Source organism: Kitasatospora sp. NPDC092948 (assembly GCF_044754805.1).
Lineage (GTDB): Bacteria > Actinomycetota > Actinomycetes > Streptomycetales > Streptomycetaceae > Kitasatospora.
This window is the reverse complement of the sequence record NZ_JBIVPU010000007.1, coordinates 100,679-113,863: the sequence shown is the minus strand read 5'-3', so window position 1 is coordinate 113,863 and position 13,185 is coordinate 100,679. Positions and strand designations below refer to the sequence as shown.

General features: G+C 74.3%; 11 protein-coding genes. 6 read left to right on the top strand and 5 right to left on the bottom strand.

The genetic code is table 11. The features are described 5' to 3' along the window. The first annotated feature begins 143 nt into the window (after positions 1–143). The 3 genes from ACIQF6_RS21945 (at position 144) to ACIQF6_RS21935 (ending at position 3,667) form a co-directional block, all read left to right on the top strand. A complete protein-coding gene (locus tag ACIQF6_RS21945) occupies positions 144–1,034 on the top strand; it encodes an alkaline phosphatase family protein (protein WP_400897479.1) in 891 nt (296 codons plus the stop codon). A gap of 6 nt (positions 1,035–1,040) precedes the next feature. Beyond that, entirely contained in the window at positions 1,041–2,378 is a 1,338-nt protein-coding gene (locus ACIQF6_RS21940) for an MFS transporter (RefSeq protein WP_400897477.1), read from the top strand. A gap of 206 nt (positions 2,379–2,584) precedes the next feature. Continuing rightward, positions 2,585–3,667, top strand: coding sequence for a TolB family protein (locus ACIQF6_RS21935; RefSeq protein ID WP_400897475.1), 1,083 nt, complete (start codon positions 2,585–2,587; stop codon positions 3,665–3,667). Between the two features lie 64 nt (positions 3,668–3,731). Here the strand turns inward: ACIQF6_RS21935 and ACIQF6_RS21930 are convergent, their stop codons facing one another. Further along, positions 3,732–4,199 (bottom strand): GbsR/MarR family transcriptional regulator, encoded by a 468-nt coding sequence (locus tag ACIQF6_RS21930; protein WP_400897822.1) that lies wholly within the window; start codon positions 4,197–4,199, stop codon positions 3,732–3,734. A 153-nt stretch (positions 4,200–4,352) separates the two neighbouring features. Here ACIQF6_RS21930 and ACIQF6_RS21925 point away from each other — a divergent pair, with 153 nt between their 5' ends. Then, entirely contained in the window at positions 4,353–5,258 is a 906-nt protein-coding gene (locus tag ACIQF6_RS21925; protein WP_400897473.1) for an ATP-binding cassette domain-containing protein, read from the top strand. Beyond that, on the top strand, positions 5,255–6,859 hold the full coding sequence (locus ACIQF6_RS21920; RefSeq protein ID WP_400897471.1) for an ABC transporter permease: 1,605 nt from the start codon (positions 5,255–5,257) through the stop codon (positions 6,857–6,859). Before ACIQF6_RS21925 ends, ACIQF6_RS21920 begins: the two co-directional genes overlap by 4 nt. Positions 6,860–7,065: 206 nt before the next feature. Here ACIQF6_RS21920 and ACIQF6_RS21915 read toward each other — a convergent pair whose 3' ends face one another. The 3 genes from ACIQF6_RS21915 to ACIQF6_RS21905 form a co-directional block, all read right to left on the bottom strand. Further along, positions 7,066–8,592 (bottom strand): alpha/beta hydrolase, encoded by a 1,527-nt coding sequence (locus tag ACIQF6_RS21915; RefSeq protein WP_400897469.1) that lies wholly within the window; start codon positions 8,590–8,592, stop codon positions 7,066–7,068. A gap of 118 nt (positions 8,593–8,710) precedes the next feature. Then, complete coding sequence (locus ACIQF6_RS21910) at positions 8,711–9,190, bottom strand: OsmC family protein (protein ID WP_400897467.1); 480 nt, start codon at positions 9,188–9,190, stop codon at positions 8,711–8,713. A 4-nt stretch (positions 9,191–9,194) separates the two neighbouring features. Then, positions 9,195–9,836, bottom strand: coding sequence for a GntR family transcriptional regulator (locus ACIQF6_RS21905; protein ID WP_400897465.1), 642 nt, complete (start codon positions 9,834–9,836; stop codon positions 9,195–9,197). A gap of 149 nt (positions 9,837–9,985) precedes the next feature. On the opposite strand from ACIQF6_RS21905, the gene ACIQF6_RS21900 reads away from it, so the two are divergent. After that, positions 9,986–11,725 (top strand): DUF4190 domain-containing protein, encoded by a 1,740-nt coding sequence (locus tag ACIQF6_RS21900; protein ID WP_400897463.1) that lies wholly within the window; start codon positions 9,986–9,988, stop codon positions 11,723–11,725. A gap of 73 nt (positions 11,726–11,798) precedes the next feature. Here the strand turns inward: ACIQF6_RS21900 and ACIQF6_RS21895 are convergent, their stop codons facing one another. Then, positions 11,799–13,184, bottom strand: coding sequence for a cobyrinate a,c-diamide synthase (locus ACIQF6_RS21895; protein WP_400897461.1), 1,386 nt, complete (start codon positions 13,182–13,184; stop codon positions 11,799–11,801). Between the last annotated feature and the right edge of the window lies 1 nt (position 13,185).

Genomic DNA, 13,185 nt, shown 5'->3' with positions numbered 1-13,185 from the left:
GCGTCGGCGCGGCCCTGCTGTCCAGCCAACCGTTCGCTTGTTCTTAACCTGTCAAAAGGCGTTCCGGTCACCGGTCGCCCCTAGCGTTTCCGGCGCTCCAACAGCCCTGTCCCGCACGTTCCTTGCCCCGGAGGGACCTCGCCATGACCGCTGTACCGCTCGACCGCCGCACCAAGCGCCGGCTGACCGCGATCGGAAGCACCGTCGCCCTGGCCGCCGCCTCGCTCGGACTGTGGGCCGCCACCGGCTCCACCGCGCAGGCCGCCGGACTTCCCGCGCCCGACCACGTCGTCGTGGTGGTGATGGAGAACCACGCCTACAGCCAGGTGATCGGCAGCTCCGGCGCCCCGTACCTGAACAACACCCTGGTGGCCGGCGGCGCCAACCTCACCCAGTCCTACGGCCTGACCCACCCGTCCGAGCCGAACTACTACATGCTGTTCTCCGGCTCCAACCAGGGCCGCACCGACGACAGTTGTGTCAGCGTCGGCTCGATGACCGCCCCCAACCTGGCGTCCGAGCTGATCGCCGCCGGGCAGAGCTGGGGCTCGTACAACGAGACCCTGCCCAGCCAGGGCTCCACCGTCTGCTCCAGCGGCAAGTACGCGCAGAAGCACAACCCGTGGTTCGGCTTCTCCAACGTGCCGACCAACACCGCGTACACCTTCGCCCAGTTCCCCACCGACTACACCAAGCTGCCGAAGGTCTCCTTCGTGGTGCCGAACCTGTGCAGCGACATGCACGACTGCTCGGTCTCCACCGGCGACACCTGGATCCAGAACAACCTCGGTGTGTACGCCAGTTGGGCGCAGAGCCACAACAGCCTGCTGGTGGTCACCTTCGACGAGGACAACAGCCTCTCCGGCAACCGCATCCCCACCGTGGTCTACGGCCAGCACGTGACCCCCGGCTCCACCAGCGCCACCACCTACAACCACTACAACGTACTGCGCACCCTGGAGGACCTGGCCGGCCTGAGCGCCCACGCCGGCAACGCCGCCTCCGCCTCCGACATCACCGGCATCTGGAACTGACGCCGGATGTACCTCGCGGACGCCCGCTCCACCAAGACCGGCCGCGCCGCGGCCGCCGCCCCGGGCACCCGCCCGGGGCGGCGCGCCGCCGTCCCCGGCACCGTGCTCGCACTCGGCGCGGTCAGCCTGGTCACCGACGTCTCCTCCGAGATGGTCGGCGCCGTCCTGCCGCTGTACGTGGTCGCCGCGCTCGGCCTGTCGCCGCTCGGCTTCGGCCTGCTCGACGGCATCAACAACGGCGTCGGCGCGCTGGTCCGCCTGCTCGGCGGCCACCTCGCCGACCGCGGCGGACGCGGACACAAACTCGTCGCCGGGATCGGCTACGGCCTGTCCGCGCTGTGCAAGCCGCTGCTGCTGCTCGTCCACACCGTGCCGCTGATCGGCGGCGTCCTCGCGATCGACCGCACCGGCAAGGGCCTGCGCACCGCGCCCCGGGACGCGATGATCTCGCTGGCCACCGCACCCGAGCACCGCGGCCGCGCGTTCGGCGTGCACCGCGCGATGGACACCACCGGCGCGCTGCTCGGCCCGCTGCTCGCCTTCGCGGTGCTGCGGATCGCCGACGACCGGGCCGAACGCGCGGGCTACAGCGCGGTGTTCACCGTCTCCGGGTGCGTGGCCGTGCTCGGCGTGCTGCTGCTGGTGCTGTTCGTCCCCGCCCGGATCGTCCCCGCCCGGACCGCGCCCGTTCCCGAGCGGACTGCGCCCGTCCCCGAGCGGACCGCCCCGGTCGTCGCCCCGACGGGACCGCGGCCCACCCTGCGGGACTCGCTCGCGCTGCTGCGCCGCCCCGCGCTGCGCCGGCTCACCCTGGCCGCCGTGCTGCTCGGCCTCACCACCGTCAGCGACTCCTTCCTGTACCTGCTGCTGCAACGCGAACTCGACCTGCCCGTACACCTGTTTCCGCTGCTGCCGCTCGGAACCGCCGCGGTCTTCCTGACCCTCGCCGTGCCGCTCGGCGTGATCGCGGACAAGGTCGGCCGCCGCACCCTGTTCCTGGCCGGCCACGTCGTCCTGCTCGGCGCGTACGGGACGGTGCTGTCCCCGCTGCGCGGCGCGGGCGCCGCCGTGCTGGTCCTGCTGCTGCACGGCACCTTCTACGCCGCCACCGACGGGGTGCTCGCCGCCGCCACCGCCGCGACCGTCCCCGACGGCCAACAGGGCGCCGGCCAGGCCCTGGTGGGAACCGGCCAGGCCCTCGCCCGATTCGTCTGCTCGCTCGCCTTCGGCGCCGCCTGGACCCTCTGGGGCCCCCGGGCCGCCCTCACCGCGACCGCCCTCGCGCTCGCCGCCACCGCGATCACGGCCACCCGCCTGCTCCGCCCGGCCGCCACCGCGGACTGACGCCCCGCCACCCGCCGACCTCCGCCCGGAGGGCGCCCCGCGTCGTCCCGCTGTCGTCCCGCTGCCGTCCCGGGAGGCGGCGAGTCGGGCAGGTCCGCCGCTCGCCGAGCCCGCCCGGAGGCACGCTGCACGGCGTTCCGCGCGACGGACCCTTCCCCGCCCCTTCCCCGCCCCTTTCCCGTCAACCCGCCCGGAGGGCACCCCAGATGACTGCTCCCGTCGTTGCAGAGCCGGACTCCGAGCAGCCCGAGCCCCCGACAGGGGACGTCTCGGTGCGGCGCAAGGTGCTGGTGCTGGTGATCGCGGTGCTGCTGCTGGCCGGCGTCGGAACCGTCGCCGTCCGGTACGCCGCCGGGCGCGCCGATCGGCGCAACCAGGAGCAGGCGGGCGGGCCGCCCGTGCGCGAAGGGACGGTGACGCTGGAACCGGCGGGGCGTCAACTGCTGCTGCGCAACCTGGCCTGGGGCCCGCACCGGGACGAGGTCGCCGCGGTGCCCGCCGACCGTCCGGACGGCCCGCGCACCGCGTCCGGCGTGAAGTGCCTGCGCTTCCATGCCGCGGCCGGAACCGGAATCTGCCTGCAGGCCGAGCACGGCGCGCTGGACGACACCTACCACGCGTCCGTGCTGGACGCCTCGCTGCACGAGGTCAGGCGCTTCCCCGCCCCCGGCATCCCCACCCGCGCCCGGGTCTCCCCGTCGGGCCGGCTGGTCGGCTGGACGGTGTTCGTCAGCGGCGACTCCTACGCGGGCACCGACTTCTCCACCCGCACCGCGATCGTCGACACCCGCAACTGGCAGTTCTACGACAACCTGGAGACCTTCCAGGTGCTGAAGGACGGCCGCCCCGTCCGGGCGTCCGACCTCAATGTCTGGGGCGTCACCTTCGCCGCCGACGACAACCGCTTCTACGCGACGGTCGCCACCGGCGGCCAGACCTACCTGGTGCAGGGCGACCTCGCCGCCCGCACCCTGACCACCCTGCACCAGAACGTCGAGTGCCCCTCGCTGTCGCCGGACGGCACCCGGATCGCCTACAAGAAGCGGGTGGCCGGCGCCGACCCGGCCGCGCCGTGGCGGCTGTACGTGCTCGACCTCGCCACCATGGCCGAGACCGCGACCGCCGAGCAGCGCAACATCGACGACCAGGCGCTCTGGTCCGGCAACGGCACGCTGCTGTACTCGCTGCCCGGCGACTACGGATCGGACCTGTGGACCGTCCCCGCCGACGGCACCGGCACCCCGGCGGTGCTGGTGCACTCCGCGGTCGCGCCTGCCTACCTCGGCTGACCGTCCGGGCACCGGAGCCCCGCGGACGGTAGCGGGCCGGCGGGCCGTCACTCCCGGCGGGCCGTCACTCCCGGCGGTCGCGCCAGCGCTGCATCATCTCCTGGAGCTCGACCCGCAGGAACGCGAAGAACTCCAGGGACTCGGCGAGCCGTTGGCCCGCCGGGGTGTCCGGGCCGAGGGCGTCGATGCCCTCGGCGAGGCTGGACTCGAAGCGGGAGAGCGTACGGTCCCGGTTGGCGGTGGCCTCGTACCAGACGTGGTCGTGGATGCGGTAGCGGTCGCGGCGGGTGCCGGGTTCGCGCTCCCGGCCGACCAGGTCGACGTGGGTCAGGTAGCGGACCGCGCCGGAGACCGCGGCGGGGGAGATCTGGAGCAGTTCGCTCAGTTCGGCGGAGGTCAGCCGCCCGGAGTCGGCGGTCAGCAGGGCGGTGAACACCCGGGCCGGCATCCGGGGGAACCCGCCGTCCGCCAGCACGGTGGCGAACCGCTCCACGAACTCCGACACCACCGCCGGATCGCGCTGCGCGCCCATCCCGTCCACCTCGCTCACCTGCACCGTCCGTACCTCCCCGACACCCCGCCCGGCCGGGCGTCCGCCCGCCTTCGCACACCTTCGGCCGCCACGCGAAGAACCGGGACTTTCGGTGACTTCACGAAGTTGTGAAACAAGAGTAGCGTCGAGCACATGACGACGGCCATCTCGGTGTCCGGCCTGGTGAAGACCTTCGGCCGCACCCGCGCCCTGGACGGACTGGACCTCACGGTCGAGCAGGGCGAGGTACACGGGTTCCTCGGCCCCAACGGGTCGGGCAAGTCCACCACCATCCGCGTGCTGCTCGGACTGCTGCGCGCCGACTCCGGCACCGCCACCCTGCTCGGCGGCGACCCGTGGCGCGACGCCGTCCCCCTGCACCGCCGACTTGCCTACGTGCCGGGCGATGTGACGCTGTGGCGCAACCTCTCCGGCGGCGAGACGATCGACCTGCTCGGGCGGTTGCGCGGGGGACTCGACCCCGCCCGCCGGGCCGCACTGCTGGAGCGCTTCGAACTGGACCCCACCAAGAAGGGCCGCTCCTACTCCAAGGGCAACCGGCAGAAGGTCGCGCTGGTCGCGGCGTTCGCCGGGGACACCGACCTGCTGATCCTGGACGAGCCCACTTCCGGCCTGGACCCGCTGATGGAGGAGGTGTTCCGCGAGTGCGTCGCCGAGGCCCGCGACCGGGGCACCACGGTGCTGCTCTCCAGCCACATCCTGTCCGAGGTGGAGGCGCTCTGCGACCGGGTGTCGATCATCCGGGCCGGCCGCACCGTGGAGACCGGCACCCTCGACGACCTGCGGCACCTCACCCGCACCTCGGTGGACGCCGTCCTCGCCGGCCCGCCGCCGCGCCCCGACTACGTCCACGACCTGACGATCGACGGCGACCGCCTGCGCTGCCAGGTCGACACCGAGCAACTCGGCGCCCTGCTCGCCGAACTCACCGCCGTCGGCGTGCGCAGCCTCGCCAGCCGGCCGCCGACGCTGGAGGAACTCTTCCTGCGCCACTACGCGAACACCGACGACACCCCCTCGACGGCGGCAGTCCGATGAGCAGCTACGCGCTGACCGGCACCGGCACCCTCTACCGCCTCGCCCTGCGCCGCGACCGCATCGCCCTGCCGGTGTGGGTGTACATCGGCACCGGGATGGTCGCCTCCACCGCCTTCTCCTTCCGCAAGCTGTACGGCGACGAGGCCTCCCGGCGGACCTTCGCGGCCGGCATCGACGGCAACGGCTCGCTGCGCGCCCTGTACGGCCCGATCTTCGACGGCTCCACCATCGGCGGGCTGACCGCATGGCGGATGGGCGTGTTCGGGGCGGTGCTGGCCGCGCTGATGTCCACCCTGCTGGTGGTGCGGCACACCCGCGCCGAGGAGGAGGACGGCCGGTTCGAACTGATCGGCGCGGGCGCGGTCGGCCGGCGCGCCCCGCTGACCGCCGCACTCGCCACCGCCCTCACCGCGAACGCCGCATTGGCCGCCCTGGTGACGATCGTTCTGCTGGCGGCGGGTCAGCCACTGGCCGGCGGGCTGGCATTCGGCCTCGCGCTCGGCGCCACCGGACTGTTCTTCGCCGCGCTGGCCGCCGTCACCGCGCAGGTCGCCGAGACCGGCCGGGCCGCCAACGGCCTGGCCGGGGCGGCGATCGGCCTCGCCTTCGTGCTGCGCGCCGTCGGAGACTCCGGCAGCGGCACCGGCTGGGCGAGCTGGCTCTCCCCGATCGGCTGGAGCGAACAGGTCCGCGCGTTCGCCGGCGACCGCTGGTGGGTGCTGGCGCTGCCGCTGGCCGGGGCCGCGCTGCTCACCGCGCTGGCCCGGGCGCTGGTGGAACACCGCGACCTGGGCGCCGGCATGCTCCCGCAGCGCCCCGGACCGGCCGCCGCCGCACCCGGCCTGGCGAACGCCGCCGCACTGGCTCGCCGCCTCCAGCGCGGCGCCCTGCTCGGCTGGGCGCTGGCCTTCGCCGCGGGCGGCGCGGTGTTCGGCAGCGTCGCCAAGGGCGTGGTCGACCTGGTCGGCGACAACAGGCAGATGGCCGACGTGATGGCCCGCCTCGGCGGACAGCAGGGCGTGCTGAACGCCTACCTGTCCACCATCGCCGGGGTGTTCGGCATGATCGCCGCCGTGTACGCCGTGCAGTCCGTGCTGCGGCTGCGCGCGGAGGAGAGCGGCGGCCGGGCCGAACCCGTACTGGCCGGCGCCGTCCCCCGGCTGCGCTGGGCCGGCGGACACCTGCTGTTCCCGCTGCTCGGCACCGCCGTACTGCTGGCCGTCGCCGGCACCACCGCCGGGCTGGCGCAGAGCGCCGCGCTCGGCAGCGGGACGGGCGACACCGTCGCCCGGATGCTCGGCGCGACGCTCGCCCAACTGCCCGCGGTCTGGCTCACCGCCGCCGTCGCACTGGCCATGTACGGCCTGCTGCCGCGCTGGACGCCGGCCGGCTGGGCCGGCTACGGCGTGTTCGTCCTGATCGCCTGGCTCGGCCCGATCCTGCAACTGCCGCAGTGGGTGCTCGACCTGTCGCCCTTCACCCACCTCCCACACCTGCCCGGCGGAACGTTCGAAGCCGCACCACTGCTGTGGACCACCGCCCTGGCAGCCCTCGTCACCCTGACCGGCCTGACCGGCCTGCGCCGCCGCGACCTGGGCTGACGGGACGGCGCGGACGGGCGCACAGCCACCGGCGGTGCGGGCGGGCGCACAGCCACCGGCGGTGCGGGCGGGCGCACAGCCACCGGCGGTGCGGGCGGGCGCACAGCCACCGGCGGTGCGTGCGAAAGCCGGGATCGGTCCGGCCGGGACGGTGCCGGCTGTGCCCGCCCCCGCCGGGGTGGCGTTGAGCGTGTTGCGCACCGGCCTCACCCGGCCTTCGGGCAGAACGCGTCCCTTGCGGGGCGGTGGCCGGTGGTCAGGAACTCCGTCACCAGGGCGTCGCCGCAGGCGTTTCCGTTGGCCAGGTAGGAGCGGTGGCCGCCGGAGTCGACGGTGACCATCCGGGCCCGGTCGCCGAATGCCGCGCGCATCTTGAGCGCTCCCGCGTACGGCGTGGCCGGGTCTCGCAGGTTCTGCACCAGCAGCACGTTCGACGGCCCGTCGGGGGTGACCCGGACCGGCGGCTCGGCGGGCTGCCAGTGCCAGAACGCGCAGGCCGTCGCGTTCATCGGCATGCCTGCGGTGAGCGGGTGCGCGATCCGGTCGGCGGCCACCGCGGCGGCGTACGTGTCGAGGTTGCGCGGCCACGCCACGTCGTTGCACAGGGTGGCGGCCGATACCGCCGCGGTGGCCTGCAACTGCGCCGGTGTCGGATCGTTCGGCCCGGGAACGTACGCGGGCGGCGGAGTGTGGTGCAGGGCGGACAGGATCAGGGTGGCCACGGTGGGGAACCTGTCGTAGGCCTGGAGGCCGTTCAGCAGCATGGCGCGCAGGCCGTTGCCGTCCAGTACGTCCGGGTTGTTGCCGGACCAGGGCAGCGGCGCGGCGTCCAGTTGCTGAGCGGCCGTCAGGTACGCGGTGCGGACCTGCTCGGGGGTGTCGGCGATCCGGAGGTCGTCGGCCTCGGGGGAGGACGCCCAGGCCGCGAAATCGGGAAAGCGGTCCTCCGCGCCGGTGGCGAAGGCGGCCAGCCAACTGCGTTCGGCGTTCACGGGATCGGGGTTGTCGTTGCTGTCCAGCACGATCCGGTCGGTGCGGTCGGGGAACATCGTGGCGTACGCCGCGCCCGCGTAGGTGCCGTAGGAGACGCCCCAGGCGGAGATCCGGCGCTCGCCGAGGGCCTGCCGGATCCGGTCGAGGTCGCGTGCCTCGTTGCGGGTGGTGATGCTGTGCAGCACCGGGCCGCCGTTGGTCGCGCAGCGGTCGGCGACGCGTTGGCCGGTGGTCAGGCTGGCGTCGCCGCCGTGCCCGTCGGGCACGGGCCAGGGCAGCAGCCTGCCGGGTGCCAGATCCTCGTAGTCCAGCCCGCAGGTGACCGGGCTGGAACGGCCGACGCCGCGCGGGTCGAAGCCGATCAGGTCGTACCTGTCCAGCACCGACTGGGGGAGCCGTTTTGCCGCGCTGCTCGGCCCGTTCAGACCGCTGCCGCCCGGCCCGCCCGGGATCAGCACCAGCACCCCGCGCCGCTGATCGGCCCTCGCGGCGGGAATCCGGGAGATCGCCAGCGTGAGGGTGGGCCCGCCGGGTCGGAGGTAGTCGACCGGGACGGTCACCTCGGCGCACTGCTGCCGGCCGTCCGGCGCGCCGCCCGCGCACGCACCCCAGGCGGGGCGGTCGGGGGTGGACGCGCCGGCGGCGAGCGGCGCCGTCAGACCGAGCAGGACGGTGGTGGCGGCGGCCACGCCGACGCCTCGACGAGTGATTCGACGACTGATTCGTTGAGTGATTCGCATGGCTGCGAGTCTTCGCCGTCGCGCCGCCCGGATCGATCCTGCAAGCCACCGTCTTTTCCCTGGAGCCAGCCTCACTGTTCGCACTGAAGCCAGATACACCATGGGAATTGACGAAGAGTCAGGAAACGGCGGCCCGCACCGTCACCACAGGCTCGTGGTGGACCGGGAAGTTCACCGAGGAGGCGATGAAGCAGTCCCGGCTCGCCGGACCGTGCAGCGCCTCGGCCTGCTCGCGCATCGACTCGTCGGCGATCTCCACCCGGGGCCGGAGCATCGCCCCGGTGAAGTGGCCGCCCCCGGCCGAGGTCTCCATGGTGGCCTCCGCCGCGTCCGTGTAGGACAGCACCACCACGCCGCTGCGCGCGCAGTGCGACAGGTACGACAGCATGTGGCACTGGGCGAGCGCGGCCAGCAGGAACTGCTCCGGGTTCCACCGCGAGCGGTCGCCGCGGAACGTCGGGTCGGCGCTGCCGAGCAGGGTCGGCACCCCGTCCGAGGAGACGTCGTGGTCGCGGGAGTACGAGCGGTAGGTGTCGGTACCGGTGCCGAGGTTGCCGGTCCAGTCGACACGGACCGCGTAGTGGTGGGACAGGGCCATCAAGTCACTCCTTCTCGGGCGGCCGGGCGGCGGCGCAGGTGTCCAGGACGTGCCGCCGGGCGGCCGCCCCGGCAGCGGCCGGATCCCCGGCGGACACGGCGGCCAGCAGCTCACGGTGCTGGTCGTCCACCAGGGCGGTGCGGTCGGGCGCGTGCAGGGAGCGGTGGGTGGAGACCTGGATCTGGTCCCACAGCCGCTCCAGCGAGTGCAGGGCGACGGGGTTGCCGGCGAGCTCCGCGACCCGGCGGTGGAACTGCCGGTTGAGCCGCACCGCCTCCGTCAACTCGCGCTCCACGGTGGCTCGGTGGGTGCGGTCGGCGAGCGCGGACAGATCGGTCAGCTCGGCGGGGGCGAGCCGGCCCGCCCGCTGCCGCTCGGCCGCGAGCTCCGCCGTCAGCGCCTCCAGCGCGGCCCGCACCCGGTAGACGTGCGTCAGCTCCTCCGCCGACAGCTCCACCACCCGCACGCCGCGCCCGGCGGTGGCCAGCAGGCCGTCCGCCGTCAGCGCCCGGAACGCCTCCCGGACCGGGGTGCGGCTCACCCCGAGGGTCTCCGCGACCTCCACCTCGCCCAGTCGCGCCCCCGGTGGGTAGCGGCCGTCGAGGATCAGTGCCCGCAGGCTGCGGCGGGTGCTCTCGGTCTGCACATCGGCAGCGTAGAGCTTTGCATGCATTGCATGCAATGGATTTCCGCACGTTGCCGGGGGCGAGGAGGTGGAACTCGTTGGGAAGCCGACAGACCCGTCCGCTATATTCGCGCAACCGTCGAACAGTTCCACGTCCAGGGGAGAAACCCATGTCGTTCGGCCAGGAGCGCTCCGGGGAGGCCGGCCCCGACGCCGCCCGGAACGACTCCCCGACCACACCCGCCACGCCCCCCGCAGCGGACGCCGAGGGCGTCGCGCCGGTGGCCGGAATCTCCTTCGACAAGGAGCCGGGAGCGCCCGAACCCGAGGCCCCCGTCGCAGAAGCCGGAGAGGCCGGAGAAGTCGGAGAAGCCGGAGACGCCACCGGGGCAGCCGAGGACCCCGCGCCGGCCGCGATCTCCTTCGCCAAGCAGCCCGCCGCGCCGGAGACCGCCGCACCCGTCGCCGTCGGCGCCGAGCCTGTCCCCGCAGGTACCGAGCCTGCCCCCGGCGTCCCGGCCGATGCCCCGCCGGCCCCCGGCGTCCCGCCCGCGCCCGTGAACCCGTGGGCGCTGCCCACCGCGCCGCCGCCGCCCGCGCCCGGCGCGGTTCCGCCCGGTGCGCCGGTCCCGCCCGTCCCCGGCCCCGCCCCCGCGAACCCGTGGGCCGCGGCCCCGCCCGGCGCGCCCGTGCCGCCGCCCAGCACCCCCGTGCCGCCCGGCACCGCGGTTCCCGGGCCCGGCGGGGGCAATCCGTGGGCGCCGACGGGTGTTCAGCAGCCGTGGGGGACGGGCGGGTACCCGCCGCCCGGAGCGCCGGGTTCGCCGGTCGGGCCTCCGATGTACCCGGTGCCGCAGCGCTCGCTGTACACCAACAACCTGGCCATCGCCTCGCTGATCGTCGGCGTGCTCTGCTGCTACCTCGGCTTCATCGGCATCGGCCTGGGCATCGCCGCGCTGCGGCAGATCAAGCGGACCGGCGAGCGCGGCAGGGCGCTGGCGACCTCCGGCATCGTGGCCGGCAGCATCGGCATGGTGCTGTTCGCGCTCTCGGTGATCGGCGGCCTCTTCAGCTCCGACGACTTCGACGACAGCGGCTCCCGGCCTTCGACCGTCTCGCCCGCCGGGAAGTCGGGCCTCGCCGCGAACTCGCCGTTCCGGCTGACCCCGGGCCAGTGCTTCGAACGCGTCGGGCTCGGCAACGCCAAGGTGGTCGACTGCGCGTCCGCGCACTTCGGCGAGGCCTACTGGACGCAGGCCACCGAGGAGAAGGGCGCCACGTACCCGGGCGACGACGTGATGACGGCGGAGGCCGAGAAGCTCTGCATGGACCAGGTGGACACCTACGTGGCGGACACCTGGTCGATCCCGGACGAGGTCTCCACCTTCTACTTCTACCCCGACCGGGCGTCCTGGAAGGACTCCGCGACCCACCGCATCGTCTGCTTCCTGGGCAACCACGACAAGTCCTCGCGCACCGGCGCGCTGCAGAAGTTCTCCAGCAGCCTGACCGCCGACCAGCGCCAACTGCTGGACGCCACCAACCAGTTCGACAAGGCGTGGGCCAAGGGCCCGGACGAGGACGTCGAGGTCGAGGACGACCCGCAGGCGTACCGGGCCTGGGCCAAGGACATGAGCGCGGCGGCGAGCCGACAGGCCTCCCAGCTGGAGGCCGCCCACTGGACCACCGCCGACAAGGCGACCGTCGACCGGCTGGTGGCCAAGTCCAAGGCCGCCGCCGGCCACTACCTGCTGGCGTCCAAGGCCGCCGACAACGCCACGCTCCGCCGTGAACTGGGCCTCGCCGACGACAATTTCGGCGACGACGAGATCATCTCGCTGCGCCGCGCGCTGGGCCTGGCGACCCAGCAGGAGGAGCCCGCCAAGCACCCGGGCAACCAGGCGGTCTGACCACGCCGGGGCGGTCCGACCGCCCGCCGGCCGCGCGGGCACTCCGGGGAGAGCCCGCGCGGCCGGTCCGTCGTCAACTCCCGTCGTGCGAGGCCGCCCAGGCGGCGGCGTGCCGCACCAGGCGGCTCGGCAGCGCCGGGGCGCCGGTCCAGTGCAGGTGCAGGTACGAGGCGTGCACCGAGCCGTGCAGGTGGCCCTCGGTCTGCGGGCCGGTGGCGGTGCGCCAGCCCCAGGCGGGGGACGGGCCGGCCGCCGGGTCGGTGGCGGTGCGGTGGAACTCGTGCCCGCGCACCCGGGACCCGGCCGCGGCGAGCGGGGAGTCGGCGAGCGCCACCGCCTCCCGGTAGCCGAGCGTCAGCCGGGGCGTCATCCGGGCCGTCGCGTCCAGTACCCCGCACATCGGCAGGCCGTCCAACTCCCGCCCCAGGTACAGCAGTCCGGCGCACTCGCCGACCACCGGCGCGCCGCTCGCGGCCAGTTCGGCGACCGCCGCCCGCAGCGACGCGTTCGCGCTGAGCTCGGAGACGTACACCTCCGGGAAGCCGCCGCCTATCACCAACCCGGCCGTCCGCTCCGGAAGTCGCTCGTCGTGCAGCGGGTCGAACGGCACCACCTCGGCCCCGGCGGCGGCCAGCAGTTCGGCGTTCTCCGCGTACGAGAACGAGAACGCCGCGCCGCCCGCCAGCGCGATCCGGGGCCGCGGGCCGGCGAACGGCTCGACCTCCGCCGCCGGGTCCCAGGGGTCCGCGGACAGCGGCGGGGCGGTCCGGGCCAGGGCCAGCACCGCGTCCAGGTCGACCGAGGCGGCCACCAGTTCGCCCATCTCGCGCACGGCGCGCAGCGCCTCCGCCGAGCGCTCCACGGCCGGCACCAGGCCCAGGTGCCGGGACGGGGTGTCCACCGCCTGCGCCCGCCGCACCGCGCCGAGCACCGGCACCCCGGAGCCCTCCTCCAGGGCCTCCCGGAGCAGCGTCTCGTGCCGGTCCGAGGCCACCTTGTTGAGGATCACCCCGGCGAGGCGCACCTGCGGATCCCAGGACGCGAAGCCGTGCACCAGCGCCGCCACCGAACGGGACTGCGAGGAGGCGTCCACCACCAGCACCACCGGCGCCCGCAGCAGCTTCGCCACCTGCGCGGTGGACGCCAACTCGCCCCGCCCGGCGGCCCCGTCGTACAGGCCCATCACGCCCTCGACCACCGCCACGTCCGCCCCGGCCGCGCCGTGCGCGAGCAGCGGGGCGATCCGCTCCGGGCCGCTCATCCAGGCGTCCAGGTTGCGGCCCGGACGCCCGGCGGCCAGCGCGTGGTAGCCGGGGTCGATGTAGTCCGGGCCGACCTTGTGCGGCGACACCTTCAGCCCGCGCGCCGTCAAGGCCGCGATCAGGCCGGTCGCCACCGTGGTCTTGCCCGCGCCGGAGGACGGGGCGGCCACCACCAGCCGAGGAATGCTGTCGTTCAAC

What these genes read in the sequence shown, in the direction of transcription:
- ACIQF6_RS21940 (WP_400897477.1), top strand. Translation starts at nt 1,041, where the DNA reads ATGTACCTCGCGGACGCCCGCTCCACCAAGACCGGCCGCGCCGCGGCC.
- ACIQF6_RS21915 (WP_400897469.1), bottom strand. Translation starts at nt 8,592, where the DNA reads ATGCGAATCACTCAACGAATCAGTCGTCGAATCACTCGTCGAGGCGTC.
- ACIQF6_RS21910 (WP_400897467.1), bottom strand. Translation starts at nt 9,190, where the DNA reads ATGGCCCTGTCCCACCACTACGCGGTCCGTGTCGACTGGACCGGCAAC.
- ACIQF6_RS21930 (WP_400897822.1), bottom strand. Translation starts at nt 4,199, where the DNA reads ATGGGCGCGCAGCGCGATCCGGCGGTGGTGTCGGAGTTCGTGGAGCGG.
- ACIQF6_RS21925 (WP_400897473.1), top strand. Translation starts at nt 4,353, where the DNA reads ATGACGACGGCCATCTCGGTGTCCGGCCTGGTGAAGACCTTCGGCCGC.
- ACIQF6_RS21945 (WP_400897479.1), top strand. Translation starts at nt 144, where the DNA reads ATGACCGCTGTACCGCTCGACCGCCGCACCAAGCGCCGGCTGACCGCG.
- ACIQF6_RS21920 (WP_400897471.1), top strand. Translation starts at nt 5,255, where the DNA reads ATGAGCAGCTACGCGCTGACCGGCACCGGCACCCTCTACCGCCTCGCC.
- ACIQF6_RS21935 (WP_400897475.1), top strand. Translation starts at nt 2,585, where the DNA reads ATGACTGCTCCCGTCGTTGCAGAGCCGGACTCCGAGCAGCCCGAGCCC.
- ACIQF6_RS21900 (WP_400897463.1), top strand. Translation starts at nt 9,986, where the DNA reads ATGTCGTTCGGCCAGGAGCGCTCCGGGGAGGCCGGCCCCGACGCCGCC.